The organism is Streptomyces sp. NBC_01294 (genome assembly GCF_035917235.1).
GTDB classification, from domain to species: Bacteria; Actinomycetota; Actinomycetes; order Streptomycetales; family Streptomycetaceae; genus Streptomyces; species Streptomyces caledonius.
Window position 1 is genome coordinate 7,901,890 of the sequence record NZ_CP108423.1, and the last position, 17,436, is coordinate 7,919,325.

9 protein-coding genes, 1 tRNA gene, 2 pseudogenes and 2 riboswitches are annotated in these 17,436 nt (G+C 70.9%); of the genes and pseudogenes, 3 read left to right on the plus strand and 9 right to left on the minus strand.

Going from position 1 to position 17,436, the window contains the following annotated elements; translation table 11 throughout:
* Positions 1-11: 11 nt before the first annotated feature.
* A complete protein-coding gene (locus tag OG534_RS35780) occupies positions 12-608 on the minus strand; it encodes a TetR/AcrR family transcriptional regulator (protein WP_326586260.1) in 597 nt (198 codons plus the stop codon).
* A gap of 178 nt (positions 609-786) precedes the next feature.
* On the opposite strand from OG534_RS35780, the gene OG534_RS35785 reads away from it, so the two are divergent.
* Both OG534_RS35785 and OG534_RS35790 read left to right on the plus strand, forming a co-directional pair.
* Positions 787-1,746 (plus strand): alpha/beta hydrolase family protein, encoded by a 960-nt coding sequence (locus OG534_RS35785; protein ID WP_326586259.1) that lies wholly within the window; start codon positions 787-789, stop codon positions 1,744-1,746.
* Between the two features lie 216 nt (positions 1,747-1,962).
* Positions 1,963-2,081 (plus strand) — tRNA-Gly (locus tag OG534_RS35790).
* 467 nt (positions 2,082-2,548) lie between these two features.
* Here the strand turns inward: OG534_RS35790 and OG534_RS35795 are convergent.
* Entirely contained in the window at positions 2,549-5,896 is a 3,348-nt protein-coding gene (locus OG534_RS35795) for a S8 family peptidase (protein ID WP_326586258.1), read from the minus strand.
* 599 nt (positions 5,897-6,495) lie between these two features.
* Here OG534_RS35795 and OG534_RS35800 point away from each other — a divergent pair.
* Positions 6,496-8,225, plus strand: a pseudogene (locus OG534_RS35800) (BCCT family transporter).
* A 91-nt stretch (positions 8,226-8,316) separates the two neighbouring features.
* On the opposite strand, the gene OG534_RS35805 reads toward OG534_RS35800, so the two are convergent.
* The 7 genes and pseudogenes from OG534_RS35805 to OG534_RS35835 form a co-directional block, all read right to left on the minus strand.
* Positions 8,317-8,601 (minus strand): hypothetical protein, encoded by a 285-nt coding sequence (locus tag OG534_RS35805; protein ID WP_326586257.1) that lies wholly within the window; start codon positions 8,599-8,601, stop codon positions 8,317-8,319.
* A gap of 101 nt (positions 8,602-8,702) precedes the next feature.
* Positions 8,703-9,020 (minus strand): annotated as a pseudogene (locus OG534_RS35810) (GyrI-like domain-containing protein); the annotation flags it as partial.
* A gap of 284 nt (positions 9,021-9,304) precedes the next feature.
* The gene (locus tag OG534_RS35815; RefSeq protein WP_442807205.1) at positions 9,305-10,156 is read right to left on the minus strand and encodes an ECF transporter S component; all 852 of its coding nucleotides are present in this window, start codon (positions 10,154-10,156) and stop codon (positions 9,305-9,307) included.
* 53 nt (positions 10,157-10,209) lie between these two features.
* Positions 10,210-11,865 carry an ABC transporter ATP-binding protein gene (locus tag OG534_RS35820; protein ID WP_326586255.1) on the minus strand — a complete coding sequence of 552 codons (1,656 nt, stop codon included), beginning with the start codon at positions 11,863-11,865 and terminating at the stop codon, positions 10,210-10,212.
* Positions 11,862-13,064, minus strand: coding sequence for an energy-coupling factor transporter transmembrane component T (locus OG534_RS35825; RefSeq protein ID WP_326586254.1), 1,203 nt, complete (start codon positions 13,062-13,064; stop codon positions 11,862-11,864). The genes OG534_RS35820 and OG534_RS35825 overlap by 4 nt, the downstream gene beginning before the upstream one ends.
* Before the next feature lie 4 nt (positions 13,065-13,068).
* A complete protein-coding gene (locus OG534_RS35830) occupies positions 13,069-13,986 on the minus strand; it encodes a hypothetical protein (protein ID WP_326586253.1) in 918 nt (305 codons plus the stop codon).
* A complete protein-coding gene (locus OG534_RS35835; protein ID WP_326586252.1) occupies positions 13,983-16,949 on the minus strand; it encodes a prenyltransferase/squalene oxidase repeat-containing protein in 2,967 nt (988 codons plus the stop codon). Before OG534_RS35835 ends, OG534_RS35830 begins: the two co-directional genes overlap by 4 nt.
* A gap of 109 nt (positions 16,950-17,058) precedes the next feature.
* Positions 17,059-17,191: riboswitch (cobalamin riboswitch) on the minus strand.
* A gap of 80 nt (positions 17,192-17,271) precedes the next feature.
* A riboswitch (cobalamin riboswitch) is annotated at positions 17,272-17,409 on the plus strand.
* Positions 17,410-17,436: the final 27 nt, after the last annotated feature.

The following is a 17,436-nucleotide window of genomic DNA, read 5'->3' on the forward strand; positions in this document are numbered from 1 at the left end:
GCTCGTCGGCATCAGGACGTCTGTGGTCGCTGAAGTCCCTGGAGGAGGAGGGCGATCAGCCGTCGGGGGTCGTAGCGGGGGTCGTTGTCGCGTCCGATGCAGAGGTTGCCGATGCCGCGCATCAGCTCGTAGGGCTGTGTGCCGGGCCTGATGTCGCCGGCCTCGACTGCGGCGTCGAGCAGGTGGGCGCAGACGGGCAGCAGGCGGTCGAGGAAGTAGGCGTGCAGCGCGGCGAAGCGGTCGCTGTCGGACTGCAGGGCGTCGGCGAGGCCGTGCTTGGTGACGAGGAAGTCGACGAAGAGATCGATCCATTGGTGCAGTGCGTCGAGCGGTGAGTCGGCCATGGCCAGCAGGTTCGGGCCGGCTTCGGCGCATGCCTCGATCTGGTGCTGGTACACGGCGGTGACGAGGTCCGCCCGGGTCGGGAAGTGGCGGTAGATCGTGGCCATCCCGACGCCCGCCTGCGCCGCGATCTGGCGGATCGGCGCGTCGACGCCGGAGGTGACGAACACCTCGGCCGCGGCAGTGAGCACCGTCTCCCGATTGCGCTGGGCGTCAGCCCGCTTGCTTCGGGACGGCGCATTCCCCGCAGGATCCTCGGCGGCCATCACGTTCTCCTTCGACACCGTCGATACCGATTGACAAAACGGAGCGACGCTCCGGATACTAAATGGAGCAACGTTCCGTTTCAGCTTAGCCGAAACGGGATGCCCCTGACCGTCTTCTCCGCCCGCCGGCTACAGGAGGCCGGCGGGCGGCAGGCGCCACCGAAAGGGAGCCCACATCGTGAGCACATCCACCGCCGCCGACGCCTTGCCCGCGCCCGTCCCGGTTCTGTCCTTCAGCCCTGTGGTCCTGTCCGTGCCCGGACGTCCCGTGGATCTCCAGGTACGCGTCTCCGCACCCGCGACCGGTACCGCCCTCCCCGTCATCCTCCTCTCCCATGGCCACGGCCCCTCGAACCACCTCTCCTCGCTCAACGGCTACGCTCCGCTCGCCAACTTCTGGGCGGCACACGGATTCGTCGTCGTCCAACCCACCCACCTCACTTCCAGCACACTGACCCACCTGGTCGCCGACGCCCCCGGCGCACCCGACTTCTGGCGCTCCCGAGCCGAGGACATGACCCACATCCTCGACCGGCTCGACGTGATCGAGAACGCCGTGCCGCAGCTCGCCGGACGGATCGACCACACCAAGGTCGCCCTCGCGGGACACTCGCTCGGAGGCTTCACTGCCGCCCTCCTGCTGGGTGCCGGGCTCACCGACCCCGACACCGGGAACGTGGTGCATGTCGTCGAGCCCCGGATCAAGGCGGGAGTACTGCTCGCCGCGCCCGGCAGGGGCGGTGACGTCCTCAACGGACCCATGGCCGAGCGGTGGCCGATCATCGGGGCCGTCGACTTCTCGACCATGACCGCACCCGCGCTGGTCGTCGCCGGCGACAAGGACGACTCCCGGCACTTCACCGACATGGGGCCGGCCTGGCACGCCGACTCCTACACTCTGGCCCCCGGCCCCAAGACCCTGCTCACCCTGTTCGACGCGGAGCACGGGCTCGGCGGGATCGCCGGCTACGACGCCGCCGAGACCACCGACGAGAACCCCGAGCGAGTCGCCGCCCTGGCCCGGCTCACGGCGGCCTACCTCCACACCCAGCTCCACCCCGGCGCCTCTGCCTGGCAGGTCGCCTGCGAGGCGCTGGCGACCGGACCCGACCCGGTGGGACACGTCGAATCGAAGTAGAAGCCCTCCGCAGCCACGGTCCCGTAACTGTTCGCGTCGCAGCCGACCGCGGACACTGCTCCGACTGATGAACAAGTGCTGCTGGTGCTCGGGTTCCGGCACGACTCCTGTGATCCCGTGGCGGCGGTTGGCGGTGTCCCGGAAATGGACTCGCCCGCGGAGAGCGAGATCTCTACCCTGGGTCGGAGCGGGAGCGCGCGCATTCCCGCAGGTTGCGGTGCCGTGGCAGAGCGGCCCATTGCGATCGACGTGGGCGAGGTCCTTCCCACGGCGACTGACGGAGACGGGGCGGGCCTGCCCCTATCTGTCCGCGGGTTCGAATCCCGTCGGCACCGCGGCCGACCTGGACTTGGTCCAGCGCAAGGAGTCACCACGTCTGCAGCCGTGGGTCGATGGCGGGGCGTTGATACCGAGTGCGGTAGCCGGTCGGCCTGTCGTGACGAGGTGTTGGTGTCACGCCGCACCAGACCGGCCTCACGCCGACGGCCCGGTCCGCCGGACGGGCTGGTCCGCACCACCTCGGGTGTGCGCCAGTGGAGCCGGTCTGGGCCGGAATCGCAGTGCCCGTCAGCGAGGAGGAGCAGGACGCAGTCCGCTGTCCCACTCGCTGGTGTGCCTGCGAGTGGGACAGCGGGGTTGAGCCGCGTTCGACCGTCCGGTTACCTCTGATGCGTCCGGGGATCAGCGACCCGGGCGCACTTGAACCGGAGCGTCGTCGGCCTCTTTTCTGCTCGCCCGGGAAGGATGGGTCAAGGATCTCGTTCGACCCACGATGCCCCGAGTCTGCCGTGAGACCGAATGTCTACTTGGTCAGATACGCGTGGGAGATGGTCTGTTCAACGGCGTTGCCCTGCTTGTCGACGGCCTTGGCCTTGAAGGAAACGCTGCCGCCGGCCTTGGGGTTGGTCACCTCGACCCGACCGTCACGCACGGTCAGCTTGTGCCAGTGGGCTCCCCCGTCGTACGAGGCGTACACCGACAGGGACTTGAGGTTGTTCCCGGCGGCAGAGCCCTTCACGGTCACGGGGACCCGCATCTTCGCCCCCGCCTTGGCGGTGTTGTCGAGGGACAGCGCGGGGGTGAAGCGGACCACGGAGACGGGGAGAGCGGTGACTCCGGGGGCGTATTCGGAGGAGAACGTCCAGCTCGAGGTGACGCGCGTGGAGACACGGGGGGCCAGCGTGCTCCGGTCGATCATGGCTGTCAGGCGGTAGTCGGCTCGTTCGGGCTCCGCGATGTAGAAGACGTCCATCGGGTTGATGCTCGAACTGACCAGCTCGCCGTTGCGGTAGAGCTCGGTGCGGGCTTCCGTGTGGGGCATCCCGTTGAGGTTGAAGTGACCGTTGCCGTCCGAGAAGAGGGGAAGATCGCCGTTCAGGGTTTCGTCGGCGCGTATGAGGCCGGCGCCCGGAGGCAGGTCGGGGCCGAAGACACCCACGTTGAATGTCTGCTTGTACGAGCGACCCGGCTTGAACTGCTGTCCGTCCTCGTAGTGGGAACTCTGCTCAACGTCGTTCATGTCGACCTGGGTGAACTTGGACCACCAGGTGGGGCTGGACGAGAGAAGGTGCATGGTACCGGTGTAAGGAAGGGCGCGCGGAGTGCCGAAGCCGCCGCCCTGCTCCGAGCGCATGGTGACGAAGCCGAGCTGGTTCTTGGCTGTTGCCCCGAGCCGTTGTTCGACCTTGGCGAAGTCGCGGGACTTGGGGTGGTGGGTGAAGCCGGTCAGGAGCGTGTCGCCCTTCGGCGCGTAGGTCAGGTGGTAGTCGTCGTGCCCGGTCGCGCCGGTGGTGAACGTGACGGACAGCGCCTGACTCAGCGGCTGTTCGCTGAGGTCCACCTTCGGACCCATGTGAGCGGTGCGGAACCGCTCGAACGACTTCGTGATGAGTCCGTACCCGATTCCTGCTCCGCTCGCCTGCGCCGTGTACAGGGCGATGTGGCCCATCGCCTGCTGGGCGTGCTCGTTCGGTACGGTGACATCGATCGGCTTGGTGGTGCGTGCGTCCAGCGTCACCGTGGTGTCCGCGGTGATGTCGAGTCTGGGCTGGTTGATCCAGTCCATGCCCTGGGCGTAGGAACCAGCCGGATCCACCTTGAGTACGGAGTTGACGAGGTATCGGCCCTTGGGGACGCGTATCGAGTACTGGCCCTCGTTCAGGGGCGCGAAGGTGGTCTCCGCGGGGCCGGCCAGGCCCTGCAGGGTGGCATTCCAAGCCGGGGCCGGCATGGGCTTGCCCGTGCGGTCCAGGGGTTTGAATGTGACGGTGTACCGCTCCGACTCGCGCTCCACGCCCACGGCGGTGCCGACGCTCTGTCCGCCGCCCGTGGCGGTGATCCGCCCGGAGTAGGTACCGTGCAGGTCACCTCCGAGGCGGGTGTCGGCGGTGACCTGCACCGTGGCCTCGCCGTGCGCCGCGATCGTGACCTGCTCGTCAACCGTGAACATGCCCTGGGGCGCGGGGTTGCCGTCCGGCCCGGTCGCGTTCACGGTCAGCTTCAGCGTGACCGAAGCACTCCCCGTGTTGCGGTACGTGAGGTTCTTGGCGACCGGCTGGTCGCCGGTGTGCGGCCACTGCGCGAGACCGAAGGAGAGTGAGGTCTCCCGGCTGATCACGGACTGCTTGAGTGCCCTGCCCAGGTCGACCCTGCCGGAGCCCTGCTCGAACGCCGTGTGGGCGCCCGGCTTCGTCGAGCCGACCAGCGCCTTCTTGATGTCGTCGGCGCTCCAGTCGGGATGCTGCTGGGCGAGAATGGCCGCTGCACCGGCCACGTGCGGCGTGGCCATCGACGTGCCGTTGAGACCCTTGTAGCCATTCACGGGCGGAGCGCCGATGTTGGCCAGCAGGCTGTCTTCCGGGATGGCGGCCGCGATGTCCACTCCGGGTGCCGTCAGGTCCGGCTTGATCGCACTGTCACCCACGCGCGGGCCGGCGCTGGAGAAACTGGCGAGCTGGTCCTGCTTGTCCACCGCGCCGACGGTGAGGGCGGCGTCCGCGCTGCCGGGCGTGGCGACCGTGCCGGCACCGCCACTGTTGCCGGCCGCGATGACGAAGAGGGTTCCACTCTCCGCCGACAGCTTTTCGACGGCCGCTTCCATCGGGTCGGTCCCCGGAGCATCGGTCGAGCCGAGGCTGAGATTGGCTATGTCGACCTTCTCGGCCGCCGCCCACTCCATGCCGGCGATGACACCGGACATGGAGCCTGTGCCCTTGTCGTCGAGGACCTTGGCGTTGAGGATCCGAGCGCCCGGCGCCACACCCTTGTGGGTGCCGCCGGACTTCGCCCCCGTGCCGGCCGCGATGGACGCGACGTGCGTGCCGTGACCGTACAGGTCCTTCATGTTCGGTGACGCGGAGAAGTTGCGCTCGGCGACCACCTGCCCGGCCAGGTCGGGATGCGTGGAGTCGACTCCGCTGTCCAGGACCGCGATGCGGACGCCGGCTCCGTCGAACCCGGCGTCCCAGGCCGCGGGAGCGCCGATCTGAGGCACGCTCTTGTCGAGGGTGGCCTCGACGACACCGTCGAGCCACACCGAGGCGATGCCCGGCGCGGCTGTGCGGTTCGTGGCGTCGGCCGTCCCGCTGGTGAGCGTGGACCACAGCTTCGCGGCACTGTTCACGGGTGCGGTCACGGCATCCGCGTTGATGCTCGGCAGGGTGCGCTGCACCTCGGCGCCGGCGGTTGAGTACAGCGCCGTCCTGGCCGCCGGGCGAGCCCCCTCGTACATGACGATGAGCCGCACGTCCTGGTGCTTCGCGTGGAAGGGCGAGCTCAGCGTGGTCACATCGAACAGGCGCCGGTCCAGCCGGCCACTGTCGATGAGAGCCCGCGCGTCAGCGGGCACAGCGTAGGTATGTTTGCCGACGGTCTCAGTGAAGATGGGGATGTCTTCACGTCCCTTGGCGGGATATCTGGCGACGACCTCGCCCTTCGCGTTCACCGCCACCCGGTCGCCGGTGATCAGCGGGATCCACTGCTGCGCGCCGGCCGAGGCATCCTTGCCGGGGAGGCTGGACGTCGAAGCCGAAGGCGATGCTGTGCCGGCGGGATTTGCAAGTGCCAGGGATGTCGACGGTGTGCCGGCGACCAGCAGCATGCTGATCCCCACGACCGTGCTGAACGCTGGTCTCGTGAACTCGAACCTCATGGTTTCCTCTCGCTCGTACACCTTGCGCCCACGGATGGATCGCAGGGTCCGACCCGAGACGAAGGCGCGCCTTGCAGCACGGAACCCCCGGCAGGGCAGTGGGACGTACGGCTGTACTGCCGCCGACACACCGCCGCCGATCGATGTCGACCCTGTTGACATCCGGCCCCGGACGGGCCGAAGCCACGAGCGGGAGCCTTCTTCCGTGCACCGGTGATCACCGGCTGTGGGAATGATCCGCCGATCAGGCCGAGGCGACACCGGCTTCATGCGGCGCAACTGCGACATGACCCAACTGCGACATGCACGCGTGCGCCATCAGGCTGGAGCAGCCGGCTGGGCAACGCGGGGGAGCAGATGCCCCCTTAGCCGGATGATCGTGATCTTCCCTCTCCCGGGCCGAGCCTGCTCTCGTGCCGCTCCTCCTCGACACCTGTGCGGCCCCACCTCGCAGAGGGGTGCCCGATTGCTGCCTGTTGATACCGGGACAGGTGTGTGTGCCCGCCGTGGTACGGGATAACGGAAGCCAAATCGGGCAATGATCGCGGAAGGCGCCGCCTGTGTCTCAGGAGCAACGTAAACCGGGGCAGAGGCTGCGGCTGCCCGTGAGTGCGGCCCTGCCCGGCCGCCACCCGCACGAGGACAAGGCGCCCGTCACCGACCGGGTGGTCTTCGGCGTGACGGCCGTGCTGACCTTGGGCTTTGTGATCTGGGGCGTCACGGCCACCAGCGCGCTGGAGCGCGTCTCCGACACCCTGTTGAGCGGCCTGATGCACAACGGCGGCTGGGCCTTCGTCCTGGCCGCCTCGGGGTTCGTCGTCTTCGCGCTCTGGCTCGCCATCAGCCGGTACGGACGGATCGAGCTCGGCCAGGAGCACGAGAAGCCGGAGTTCAGCACCGTCTCCTGGGTCGCCATGATGTTCAGCGCCGGCATGGGCATCGGCCTGATGTTCTGCGGCGTCAGCGAACCCCTCGCGCACTACACCTCTCCGCCGCCTGGCACCGACCCCGCCGACTCGGCGGAGGCCATGCAGACGGCGCTCGCCACCACGCTCTTCCACTGGACGCTGCACCCGTGGGCCATCTACGCGGTCGTCGGGCTGGCCATCGCGTACAGCACCTTCCGGCGCCGCAGGCGGCAGACGATCAGCGCCGTCTTCATCCCGCTCCTCGGGAAGAAGCGCGCCGAGGGCGCAGCCGGCCGGGTGATCGACATCCTGGCGATCTTCGCCACGCTGTTCGGCTCCGCCACGTCCCTGGGGCTCGGCGCGCTCCAGATCGGCAGCGGCCTGCACGAGGTGGGCTGGCTGAGCAAGGCCGGGACGGGGCTGCTCGTCGCCATCATCGGCGTACTGACCGTCTGCTTCATCTTCTCCGCCGTCTCCGGCGTGGACAAGGGCATCCAGTGGCTCTCCAACATCAACATGGTGCTGGCCGTCATCCTCGCGGCCTTCGTGTTCGTCGTCGGCCCCACCGTCCTGGTCCTCGACCTGATCCCGACGTCCCTCGCCGCCTACTTCGGCGAGCTGCCCCAGCTGATCGGCCGCACCGAGGCGTCCACGGGCGGCGGTGACGTCGCCGACTGGCTGAGCAGCTGGACGGTCTTCTACTGGGCCTGGTGGATCTCCTGGACGCCGTTCGTCGGCATGTTCATCGCCCGCATCAGCCGGGGCCGTACGATCCGTCAGTTCGTCGGCGGCGTCATCCTGGTGCCCAGCACCGTGAGTCTCGTCTGGTTCGCCGTCTTCGGCGGTACGGCCATGCGCCTGAAGGAGCAGGGGAAACTCGGCGAAGCGACCACGCCCGAGGCGCAGCTCTTCGGTGTGCTCCAGGAGTTCCCGATCGCCGGCGTGATGAGCCTGCTCGTGATGGTTCTGGTCGGCATCTTCTTCGTCTCCGGCGCCGACGCCGCGTCGATCGTGATGGGCACCCTCTCCCAGAAGGGCACCTTCGAACCCGCCCGGTTCATCGTCATCTTCTGGGGCGTGGTGACCGGGAGCGTGGCGGCCGTGATGCTGCTCGTCGGCGAGGGCAAGGGCGACGCCCTCGCGGGCCTGCAGCACTTGACGATCCTCGTCGCGGCACCGTTCGTCCTGGTGATGATCGGCATGTGCTGGGCCCTCTGCGGGACCTCCGCCAGGACCCGCTGATCGTACGCGGCGAACTCGCCGAGGAGGCGCTGGAGGACGCCGTGATCGCGGGCCACGAGAAGTACGCGGGCGGCTTCGAGTTCCGCATCGGCCCGGCGCAGGACGAGGCACCCGGGGGGAAGAAGGACGACCGCGACCGCAAGGACCCGGGAGCCCCGCCCCCGCCCCCGGCCTCCTGACGGTCGCAGCCGCCGGACGCCGCCCGACCGGCCCCGGCCGGTCCCTGCCTGCCGGGTCCCTGCCCCCCGGATGGATGAGACTATGCGGGATTCAGGAAGCCGCGCCGTCTGACGTTGCTCCCCGGGCAGCAACCGGACGGCGGCGGCCCAGCAGGGCGCTTCCTGCGAGTACCAGGCCGATGGCGAGGACCTTGGCGGCCTGGTAGTAGCCGGTCGCCAGGTTCTCCGGGGTGCCGGGCAGCCGGAGGAAGACCCACAGGGCCGAGACAACCCCGACGACGATCAGTCCGACAGCCCCCCACGCACCGAGTTCCGCCCACCAGGGCCCCGGGCCGTAACCCCGCTCGTCGGTCTGCTCAACTTCCTTGTCGGTCAACGGTCTCTTCTCCTGTGCGTGTAGTGACGATCGAGAGAGAAGACGCAGGCCCGGTACGGGAGGTTCACCGGGCGACCGTTCCCTGTGGGGAGCCGGCATCCCCGACTCGGGTCGAGGTTGTCCCTCACCCCTACGATCCCCTGCGGCTCCTGGTCGGACAGACTCTGCATGCGCTGCAGCGTCTCCTGCCCGATGCCCCGGATGAAGTCGGCGAGGGCAGGGTTCATTCCCTCGTGCACGAGGGGGACGCGCACCTTCCTGCCGACCACACGGAACTCATCCTTCTCCACGACCCGGTACCGCATGCTGCTGCTCCCTTCGACGGTGAGGCGGAAGGACAGCCGTGGCGGGGACTGCAGACTCGCACCGGACCGCCTGGCCTCGCCGGGACCGTCGCCGTGCACGGCGCGGAATGCACGCGTGCGCCACGGCCGGCCCGGTCCTGTCGCTGCTGGGCGCCCCGGACGACCTGATCGGGCCGGGCGCCGCCTCCCTGCGGGTGATGGCCTTCGCCGTTGCCTTCGCCGCCGTCTCGTTCACCCTCCAGGGCGTGCGCCGGCATCGGAGCCACGCGGGTCTCGATGTACACCGCCCTCAACCTGCCCCTCGGCCGCGACACCACTGGCACTGCTGAGCCTGGCCCCCTTCGTCGTGGCCATGTCCCACGCCGCACTGCTGCGGGCCGCCGGTGACACCCGGGCGGTCATGTTCGCCTCCGTGACCAGCGACTACCGGCGGCAGCCTCGGCAGACGGGTAGCCGTCATCCCCGGCCCGCTCGCCCGCTCGCCCGGCCCGCCAGGGAGGGGCCGTGACCGTACGGGGTGCGAAGCGGATGGGGGCGTGGAAGCGGGCCTTGCGGGCGGCGCGGCGGAAGACGGTCAGGACGGCCGGGCCGGCCAGGCAGATGCAGACGAAGTTGGTGACGGCCCGGCCGGTGTCCCAGCCGAGGGAGGTGGCCAGGTCGAAGGCGAGGTAGCGCTGGAACTGCTCGGTGAAGGGAAGACCGGGGAGGTAGGCGATGGAGCTGTTCGGGTCGAGGGAGAAGGGCCAGAAGGAGAGGTTGAGGAGGAAACCGAAGAGGTAGCCGGACACGGAGCCGTAGACGGCGAGCAGGGCGACCTCCCGGCGCCCCGTGGCCTTCGGCAGGAAGCCGGCCAGCATGCCGACGAAGGCGCAGCCGAACATCTGGTACGGCATCCAGGGCCCGACGCCGCCCGTGATGAGGGCGGAGGCGAAGAGCGAGGTGCAGCCCAGGGTGAAGCCGAAGCCGGGGCCGTAGACGCGGCCGGCCAGGACGAGGATGAAGAACACCGTCTCGATGCCGGCGGTCCCCGCGCCCAGCGGGCGGATGGCGGCGTTGACGGCCGACAGGACACCCAGCATCGCCAGGGCCTTGGAGTTGATGCCGCCCTCGGCGATCTCGGAGATCACCACGCACAGCACGATGACGAGCAGGACACCGAAGATCAGGGGCGGCGCGTAGTTCGAGCCGAACTTGCCCGGGGCGACGAGGAACGGCCAAAAGAACGCGACGACCCCGAGGAAGGCCGCCATGCCGATGACGATCCCGGCCCGGGCGCGGATGCGGATGGCCGCGGTGTACGTGCTCACGCGTCCGGGTCCGTTCCGTCGGCGGGGAGTACGGCGGCCAGCTGGTCCACGGTGAGGAAGGGCAGCGGGGCCAGGATCTTCGCGGTCTGCGGGGCGAAGACGGGGGAGGCGACGATGACCTCGGTGGTCGGGCCGTCGGCGACGACGTCACCCTCGGCCATGACCACGACGCGGTCGGCGGCCCGGGCGACGAACTCCACGTCGTGCGTGGAGATCACCACGGCGCGCCCCTCGGCGGCCAGGTCGTCGACGATGCGGATCAGTTCGCCCTTGGCGCGGTAGTCGAGTCCGCGGGTGGGCTCGTCCAGCAGCAGCACCCGGGGGGCGGCGGTCAGCTGGATCGCGAGGACGAGGGCGAGCTTCTGGCCCTCCGACAGGTCGCGGGGGTGGGTGGTGTCGGGGATGCCGGGAGCCAGTCGGTCCAGGATCGTGCGGGCCCGGATCCCGTCCGCCGACACCCCGGACTCGGCGTCTGCCTGGTCGAGTTCCTGCTTGACCGACTCCAGGTAGAGGAGGTCGGTTGGGGTCTGCGGGACCAGGCCGACCAACTGCCGCGCGTCCGCGGCGGAGAGCTTCTGCGGATCCCGCGGTTTCGGGCCGTCGGGAGCACCGACGGCCACGGAGCCGGCCTTGCGGGGACCGGACCCCTGGAGGGCCCACAGGAGGGAGGACTTGCCGGAGCCGTTGCGGCCCATGAGCGCGGTGACCTCGCCTCCGTGCAGGGTCAGATCGACCTCCCGTACGGCCGGCACGCCGTGGTAGGCGACGGTGACGCCGCGCGCGGTGAGCAGCTCCGTGCCGTCCGCGGCGGGAGCGGGCCGTACCGGCGGGGGAGCGGCGCCGGCCAGCCGGGTGCGCAGCGGTGCCGCGGCCCGGCGGGCGTCGCGGATCGAGAGGGGGAGCGGGTTCCAGCCCGCGGCGCGGCCGAGCTCCACGATGGGCGGGGCGATGGAGGACGTACGGAAGATCTCGGCGGGCGTACCGGAGACGACGCGGCCGTCGCCGGGGAGGTGGATGACGCGGTCGGCGTACTGGACCACGCGTTCCAGACGGTGTTCGGCGAGCAGGACGGTGACGCCCAGGTCGTGCACGAGCCGGGTGACGGCGGCGAGCACCTCCTCCGCCGCGGTCGGGTCCAGGGCCGAGGTGGGCTCGTCGAGGACCAGGATCCGGGGGTGGGCGGTGAGGACCGAGCCGATGGCGACACGCTGTTGCTGCCCGCCGGAGAGCTCGTGCAGGGCGCGGTGGCGGAGGTCGGCGAGGCCGAGGAGGTCGAGGGTCTCCTCGACGCGTTTGCGCATGGTGGCCGGGGGGACCGCCAACTGTTCCATGGCGTAGGCGAGTTCCTCCTCGACGGTGTCGGTGACGAAACCGTCGAGCGGGTCCTGTCCCACGACGCCGACCACATCCGCGAGTTCGCGCGGCGGGTGGTCGGCGGTGTCGCGGCCGTCGACGAGGACGCGCCCGTAGAGAGTGCCGCCGGTGAAGTGCGGGACGAGCCCGTTGACGGCGCCGAGCAGGGTGGACTTGCCGACGCCGGTGTGGCCGACGACGAGGCAGAGTTCGCCCTCCTCGACGGTCAGGTCCACGTCGCGCAGCACGGGTTCGGCCGTGTCCTCGTACTGGACGGTGACCTGGTCGAAGTGGATCACTTGGGTTCCTCGGTGCGCTGTACGGGGGCGGTCGATCGGGCGGGAGCGGCCGGTCGGGCGGGGGCGGCCGGGGGCGGTGCCAGGAAGCCGGCGGTCCCGGCGAGGAGGATCGCCGCGGCGGGTACCAGCGGCAGCGCGGGCCAGCTGAGCGGGTAGATGGACGGGTTGAGCTCGGCGGCGTTGAAGCCGGCGTTGCTGAAGAGGAGTACCGCGGACAGGACGCCGCAGCCCGCGACGGCCCACTCCGCGGCCCGCCAGGGGTCGGGCCGGTAGGTGGTGCGGGTGATGCGGCGGCCGCCGAGGCGGAGTCCGGCGAAGCACAGCAGGGCGCCCGCGCCCATGGCGGGGAGCCCGAGCAGCTTCGGCGCGGTGGCGTCGAGGAGGCCGTACGCCCCGGCGCACAGGCCGCACATGCCGAGCAGCATCAGGGCGCCCGTCAGACGGCGGGAGCGGCGGGTGGCCGTGCCGGCGCGGCCGTAGCCGCGGGAGTCCATGGCAGCGGCCAGCCGCAGGGACCGCTCCAGGGCGTCTTCGAGGACGGGGACGATGATGCCGCGCAGGGCCCGGAGCCCCTTGGCGCGGCCGGCCCGCAGCCGCTTGGCCCGGTGGACGCGCTGGACGCTCTGCACCAGCTGGGGTGCGACGCTGATGGACACGGTGACGGCGACCCCGAGTTCGTAGAGGGCGCCGGGCAGGACGCGCAGGGCCCGTTTGGGGTTGGCGAGGGTGTTGGCGGCGCCGATGCAGCACAGCATGCAGGCCAGGCGCAGCCCGTCGGTCGCGGCCGAGAGCAGCGCTTCCAGCGACACCGGCCCGCCGAGCTGGATGCCCGCGTACCAGTCGGGGGTGGGGATGTGGGGGAGGGAGAAGAGGAAGTGGTCGCGGGGCGTGATGCCCGTGGCGAAGACGGCGCGGAAGACGACGCGGATCGCGACGACGGTGAGCGCGAGGTAGAGGTAGTACTTGAAGCCCCGCGCCCAGGGGGCCTCGGTACGGCGCATGGTGATCACGTAGCCGAGGACCGCGAGGACGAGGAACAGCAGCAGCGGGTTGTTGGTGCGGCTCACCGCCGTGGCCAGGGCCAGGGCCCAGATCCACCACGCGACGGGATGCACGGTGCGGGGCAGACGGCGGCCGCCCGCATCCGGCGCGAGGCCGGACGCGGGCGGCTTGGCCGCGGCCGTGATGGTGCGTGACACGCGGCTACTCCGCACGACGGCGGCGCTTGGCCGCGAACACGGCGGCGGCGCCGATCAGCAGCACCAGCGCTCCGGTGGCGACGGCGGGCAGGTACGAGCCCGCGTCGTGCTGGGTGTCGGCGGCGGGCGCCGCGTCGACGACCGCGGGGCCGGGTGCGGGCGCGGCCTCGGCGGGGGCACTGGACGAAGGTGGCGCGGAGGGCGTGGGCGAGACGCTCTCGGAGGGGCTCGCCGAGGCCGAGGGGCTTTCCGAAGCCGTGGGGCCGGGCGCCGTGGTCGGCGGCGGCGGGTTCTCCGGTTTGGGGCCCGTGTTGACGCTCGGGGGGAGGGGAGCGGCCGTGCGGGTGTCCTTGGGCGCGGGCCCGCCGGTCGGCCTGGTGTTCTTGGCGCGCAACTGGTCGGGGGTGACCGTGGGTTTGCCCTCGGTGCCCTCGATGTTCGTGCCGCCGAAGATCCACAGGTCGACGCTGCCGGGCTTCGGCTTGTAGAGCATGGCGCCGAGCTGGCTGTACTCCCAGGTGTTCTGGCCGGGGTTCGCGTGCCAGTACGACCAGTAGGCGGAGGCGGGCGGGGTGAGGACGCAGTCGTCCTGCTGCGGGGTCGGGTACTGCTTGCCGCCCTGGTGGCCGCTGTAGCCGATCCGGCAGATGAAGGCGGGGCCGTCGTGGCCGGTGCCGGTGGTCGCCCAGCCGCCCTGGTTCAGGAGTTCGTAGCCGGTGGTGGGCGCGGTGCCGCAGGAGCGGTAGACGGGCCCGCCCCAGTGGCTGAAGTCCACCGCGAGGACGACACCGGACGAGGTCGTGCACTGGCCCATCGGCTGCGGGGCGGCCCCGGCCGGGCCGGCGGTGGCGGCGAACGCCGCAACCGTCAGTCCGAGCACGGACGTTGCGCGGGCGAGGGCGCGCATGAAGCGGGAGTTCATCGGTCCGCCTCCGCGGGGTTGCGGCGTGCGCGCGCCATGACGACGAGGCGCCAGCCGGCCAGCGTCAGCGCGGCTGCGGTACCCGCCAGCACACCGACCTGGACGCCGGTGGAGGCGAGGTTGCCGCCCGGACCGCCCGGACCGCCCGGACCGCCCGGACCGCCCGGACCGCCCGGACCGCCCTGCGCGACGGCGACGCCGCTGCCCGCGCCGCCCGTGGTCTCGCCGGGCGTCACGATGACCGGCGTACCACCCGTACCACCGCTGCCACTCGTACCACCGGTGCCGCCCGAGGTGGCCGTGGAGCTGGGGACGGGCTGCGGGGTGGTGCCGTCCAGGCTGCGGGTGAGGGTGCCGAAGGAGACGCCGGTGGTGCCGCTGATGGCCTGGGTGGAGGCCCGGACGTCGGAACCGGGCTGGCTGCCCTTGGCGACGTTGAAGCCGCCGTCGGCGTTCTGCTGGCTCGCGAGGAACGTGCGGGCCTTGGCGATCTGGGCGCTGTACTTGGCCGCGTCCAGCGAGAGCCCTTGGATGGCGAGGGCGGCGGAGTTGACGGAGTTCCCGGAGGCGCCTTCGAAACCGCCGTCTGCCTTCTGCTGCGCCGCGAGCCAGGCCAGCGCCTGGTCCACGGCACGCTGCGAGTCGGCGTCGGGCAGCAGGTCCACGGTCATGGCGGCCATGGCGGTGGAGTCGACCTCGGTGGTGCTGGGCTCGCCGATCAGGCTGACCCAGCCGCCGGAGGGGTCCTGGAGGCTCTTGAGGTACGCGATCGGCTCGGCCGCGGCGGCCGTCTCGCCGGCGCGGACCTGGGCGATGACGCCGAGCGACTGCTTGAAGACGGAGGTGGCGTAGGCGTAGTTGCCCTTGGACGCACACTCCTGGCGGGTCGAGGTCTTGGCCTGGCAGGTGATCTTGGCGAGCGCGGAGATCAGGTCCTGGCCGCCGAAGTTGCGGGGGTCGCGGCCCACGGCCTCGGCGAGCACGGCGGCCTTGCCGATGGAGCCGCCGGACGCGTACTTCGTGCCGACGAGGGTCCAGTCGTGGATGCCGCGGTTCTGGGCGTCCTTGCCGCCCTTGTCGAAGAAGTCGACGATGTTGCGCAGCGTCGCGTTGTCACCGCCGGTGGCCGCGAGGGCGTAGGCGCCGTCGATGGTCATGCCGTAGTCGGCACGGCCCCCACCGGGCTCGCTCTCGTAGTAGCGGCCCTGGATCAGCTGCTTGGGGGCGGTGAGGTACGCCACGCCCTTCTTGATGTCCGGTCCGTCGCCCGGCGGGACCGTCGGCTTGGGGGCGGTGGGCGTGGGCTTCGGTTCAGTCGGTGTGGGCTTCGGTTCGGTGGGCGTCGGCTTGGGCTCGGTCGGTGTGGGCTTGGGATCCGTGGGCGTCGGCTTGGGCTCGGTCGGCGTCGGCGTCGGGTCGGCCTTCTTGCCCGTCAGGGCCACCAGGTCGCTCTTGGCACCCGCGACGGCGACGGGGACGGTGGCGAACACGCGCGATGCGGTGTCGTCCGCCTCGAAGCCGAAACCGCCCTCGGGGAACTGGTGCTTGGAGAGCCACGAGAGGCCCGCGTCCGCGTGGCCGGCGTCGCCGAGGGCGCGCAGGGCCTGGGCGGCCCAACCGGTGGAAGCCGGGCTGCCGGTGGTCATGAAGGAGGCGGAGGGCCAGGCGCCGCTCGCCAGTTGGGACTTCTTGAGCTGGGCCCGCGCCCTTTCGACGGCCGCGTCGTGGCCGCCGGCCCGCTTGAGGGCCAGGGCGATCAGGCCCGTGGAGCTCGCGTCGCTGTCGCACCATTCGCCGGCGCGGATGAGGATGCCGGTGAAGCCGCCGTCCTCGCACTGCAGGCCATTCAGCCGGTTCACGGCGTCGGCGGGAGGCGTCACGCCACCGTTGAGGAGGGCGATGACGGCCATGGCCTGGGCGTCGGCCTGGCCGGTGGTCCGGAAGTCCCCCCTGGTCAGACAGCCTTCGACGGTCTCACCGTCACCGATGTCCCTGGGGCAGACGTACTTGACGAGGTCGCCGAGCAGGTCGTGGCCGCCGAAGGCACGGGGGTCCTTGCCGGTGGCCTCGGCGACGAGCGCGAGGCGCGCGGCGGCGCCGGCGTCGGGGATCCCGTCCTTGCCGGCCGGGTAGGCGTACGCGTCCGTCTGCTCGGGCGTGGCGAGGAAGTCGGCGGCCTTCCGGGCCGCCGGGCTCTCCCTGTCGGTGGCGGCCAGGGCGAATACGACCTCGCTGGTGAGGAAGTGGTTCGGAGTGGTGGAGCCCTCGTCGACGACGCGCTCCCCGTCCGTCAGCTTCCCGGTGAGCCAGCGGGTGGCGGCGGCCACGTCGACCGCGCCCGGCGGAACGGTCGGCGGCACGGTCGGCCCGGTCGGGTCCGGTGAGGGGGCGCCGCCGCCCGCGCGCACGTCGTCGGGGGAGAAGGTGGGCTTGCCCGAAGTGCCGCCGATGTCGGTGCCGCCGAACACCCAGGCGTCCACGTCACCGGGCTTCGGGGTGCGCGACATGGCACCGAGCGGGCTGTAGGTCCAGTTCTTCTGACCGGGCGAGGCGATCCAGTACGACCAGTACGCGGTGGCCTGCGGGGTGAGGACGCAGTCCTCCTTGTCCGGAGTGGGGTACTGCGTACCGGAGTTGAAGGAGCCGTTGCCCATGCGGCAGATGAAGGCCGGGCCGTCGTGGACGGTGCCCTCGGTCGTGAAGCCGCCGGTGTGCAGCAGCTCGTAACCGGTCGTCGGCGTGGTGTCGCAGCCGCGCTCGACCTTGCCGCCGAAGGGTCCGAAGTCGACGGCGACGACGGCGCCGGTGGTGGCCGTGCACTGCTCGATCGGGTCGGCGTTGGCGGACGAGGGAACCGTGAGGAGGGCCACTCCCGCACCGAGCGTCAGGAAGGTCGCGGTCACGAGGGAGAGGAGCCGCCGTCTCGTCCCCGATTGCCGTTTTGCCTGCTGTTCGGTCCCCACCGCAGCCCTCGTCTCTGCCGGGCGGCTGCGTACGTGGCGATGCGCCCCTGCACGGCCTGAGGCCATGGAGAGGCTGCGACGACCACACCGCAATCCGCGACGGCGCTCTTCGTACTGTGGCCCAACACCAGGCATTCCGGCTCGCCCGGGAAGAACCGGGCCTACGGTTGCGGGACAGCGCCGGAATTCGACCGGCTTCCCCTGGTGCTGAGCAGTTATCAGGCGGAGTGCAACACGGATCCCGACGACGCGTCAAGGTGGCCTGAGTCTCAGCGGACCAGCCCCGGGCGGAGGCGGTCCGCGTCACGGATCCGGTGGCTGGCGGTCCCTTGATCACTCGGGTAGCGTCCTGGGCTGCCACGTGGGGGAATCCGGTGCGATGCCGGAGCTGACGCGCAGCGGTGTGGGACGGCGGGGGCCGTTTCCGAGCCCGAATGCCCATCCGGCGATGCACCACAGAAGCCGTACCACGCGTTCCGGACGGCGG

What these genes read in the sequence shown, in the direction of transcription:
- OG534_RS35830 (WP_326586253.1), bottom strand. Translation starts at nt 13,986, where the DNA reads ATGAACTCCCGCTTCATGCGCGCCCTCGCCCGCGCAACGTCCGTGCTC.
- OG534_RS35795 (WP_326586258.1), bottom strand. Translation starts at nt 5,896, where the DNA reads ATGAGGTTCGAGTTCACGAGACCAGCGTTCAGCACGGTCGTGGGGATC.
- OG534_RS35780 (WP_326586260.1), bottom strand. Translation starts at nt 608, where the DNA reads ATGGCCGCCGAGGATCCTGCGGGGAATGCGCCGTCCCGAAGCAAGCGG.
- OG534_RS35815 (WP_442807205.1), bottom strand. Translation starts at nt 10,156, where the DNA reads ATGGCGGCCTTCCTCGGGGTCGTCGCGTTCTTTTGGCCGTTCCTCGTC.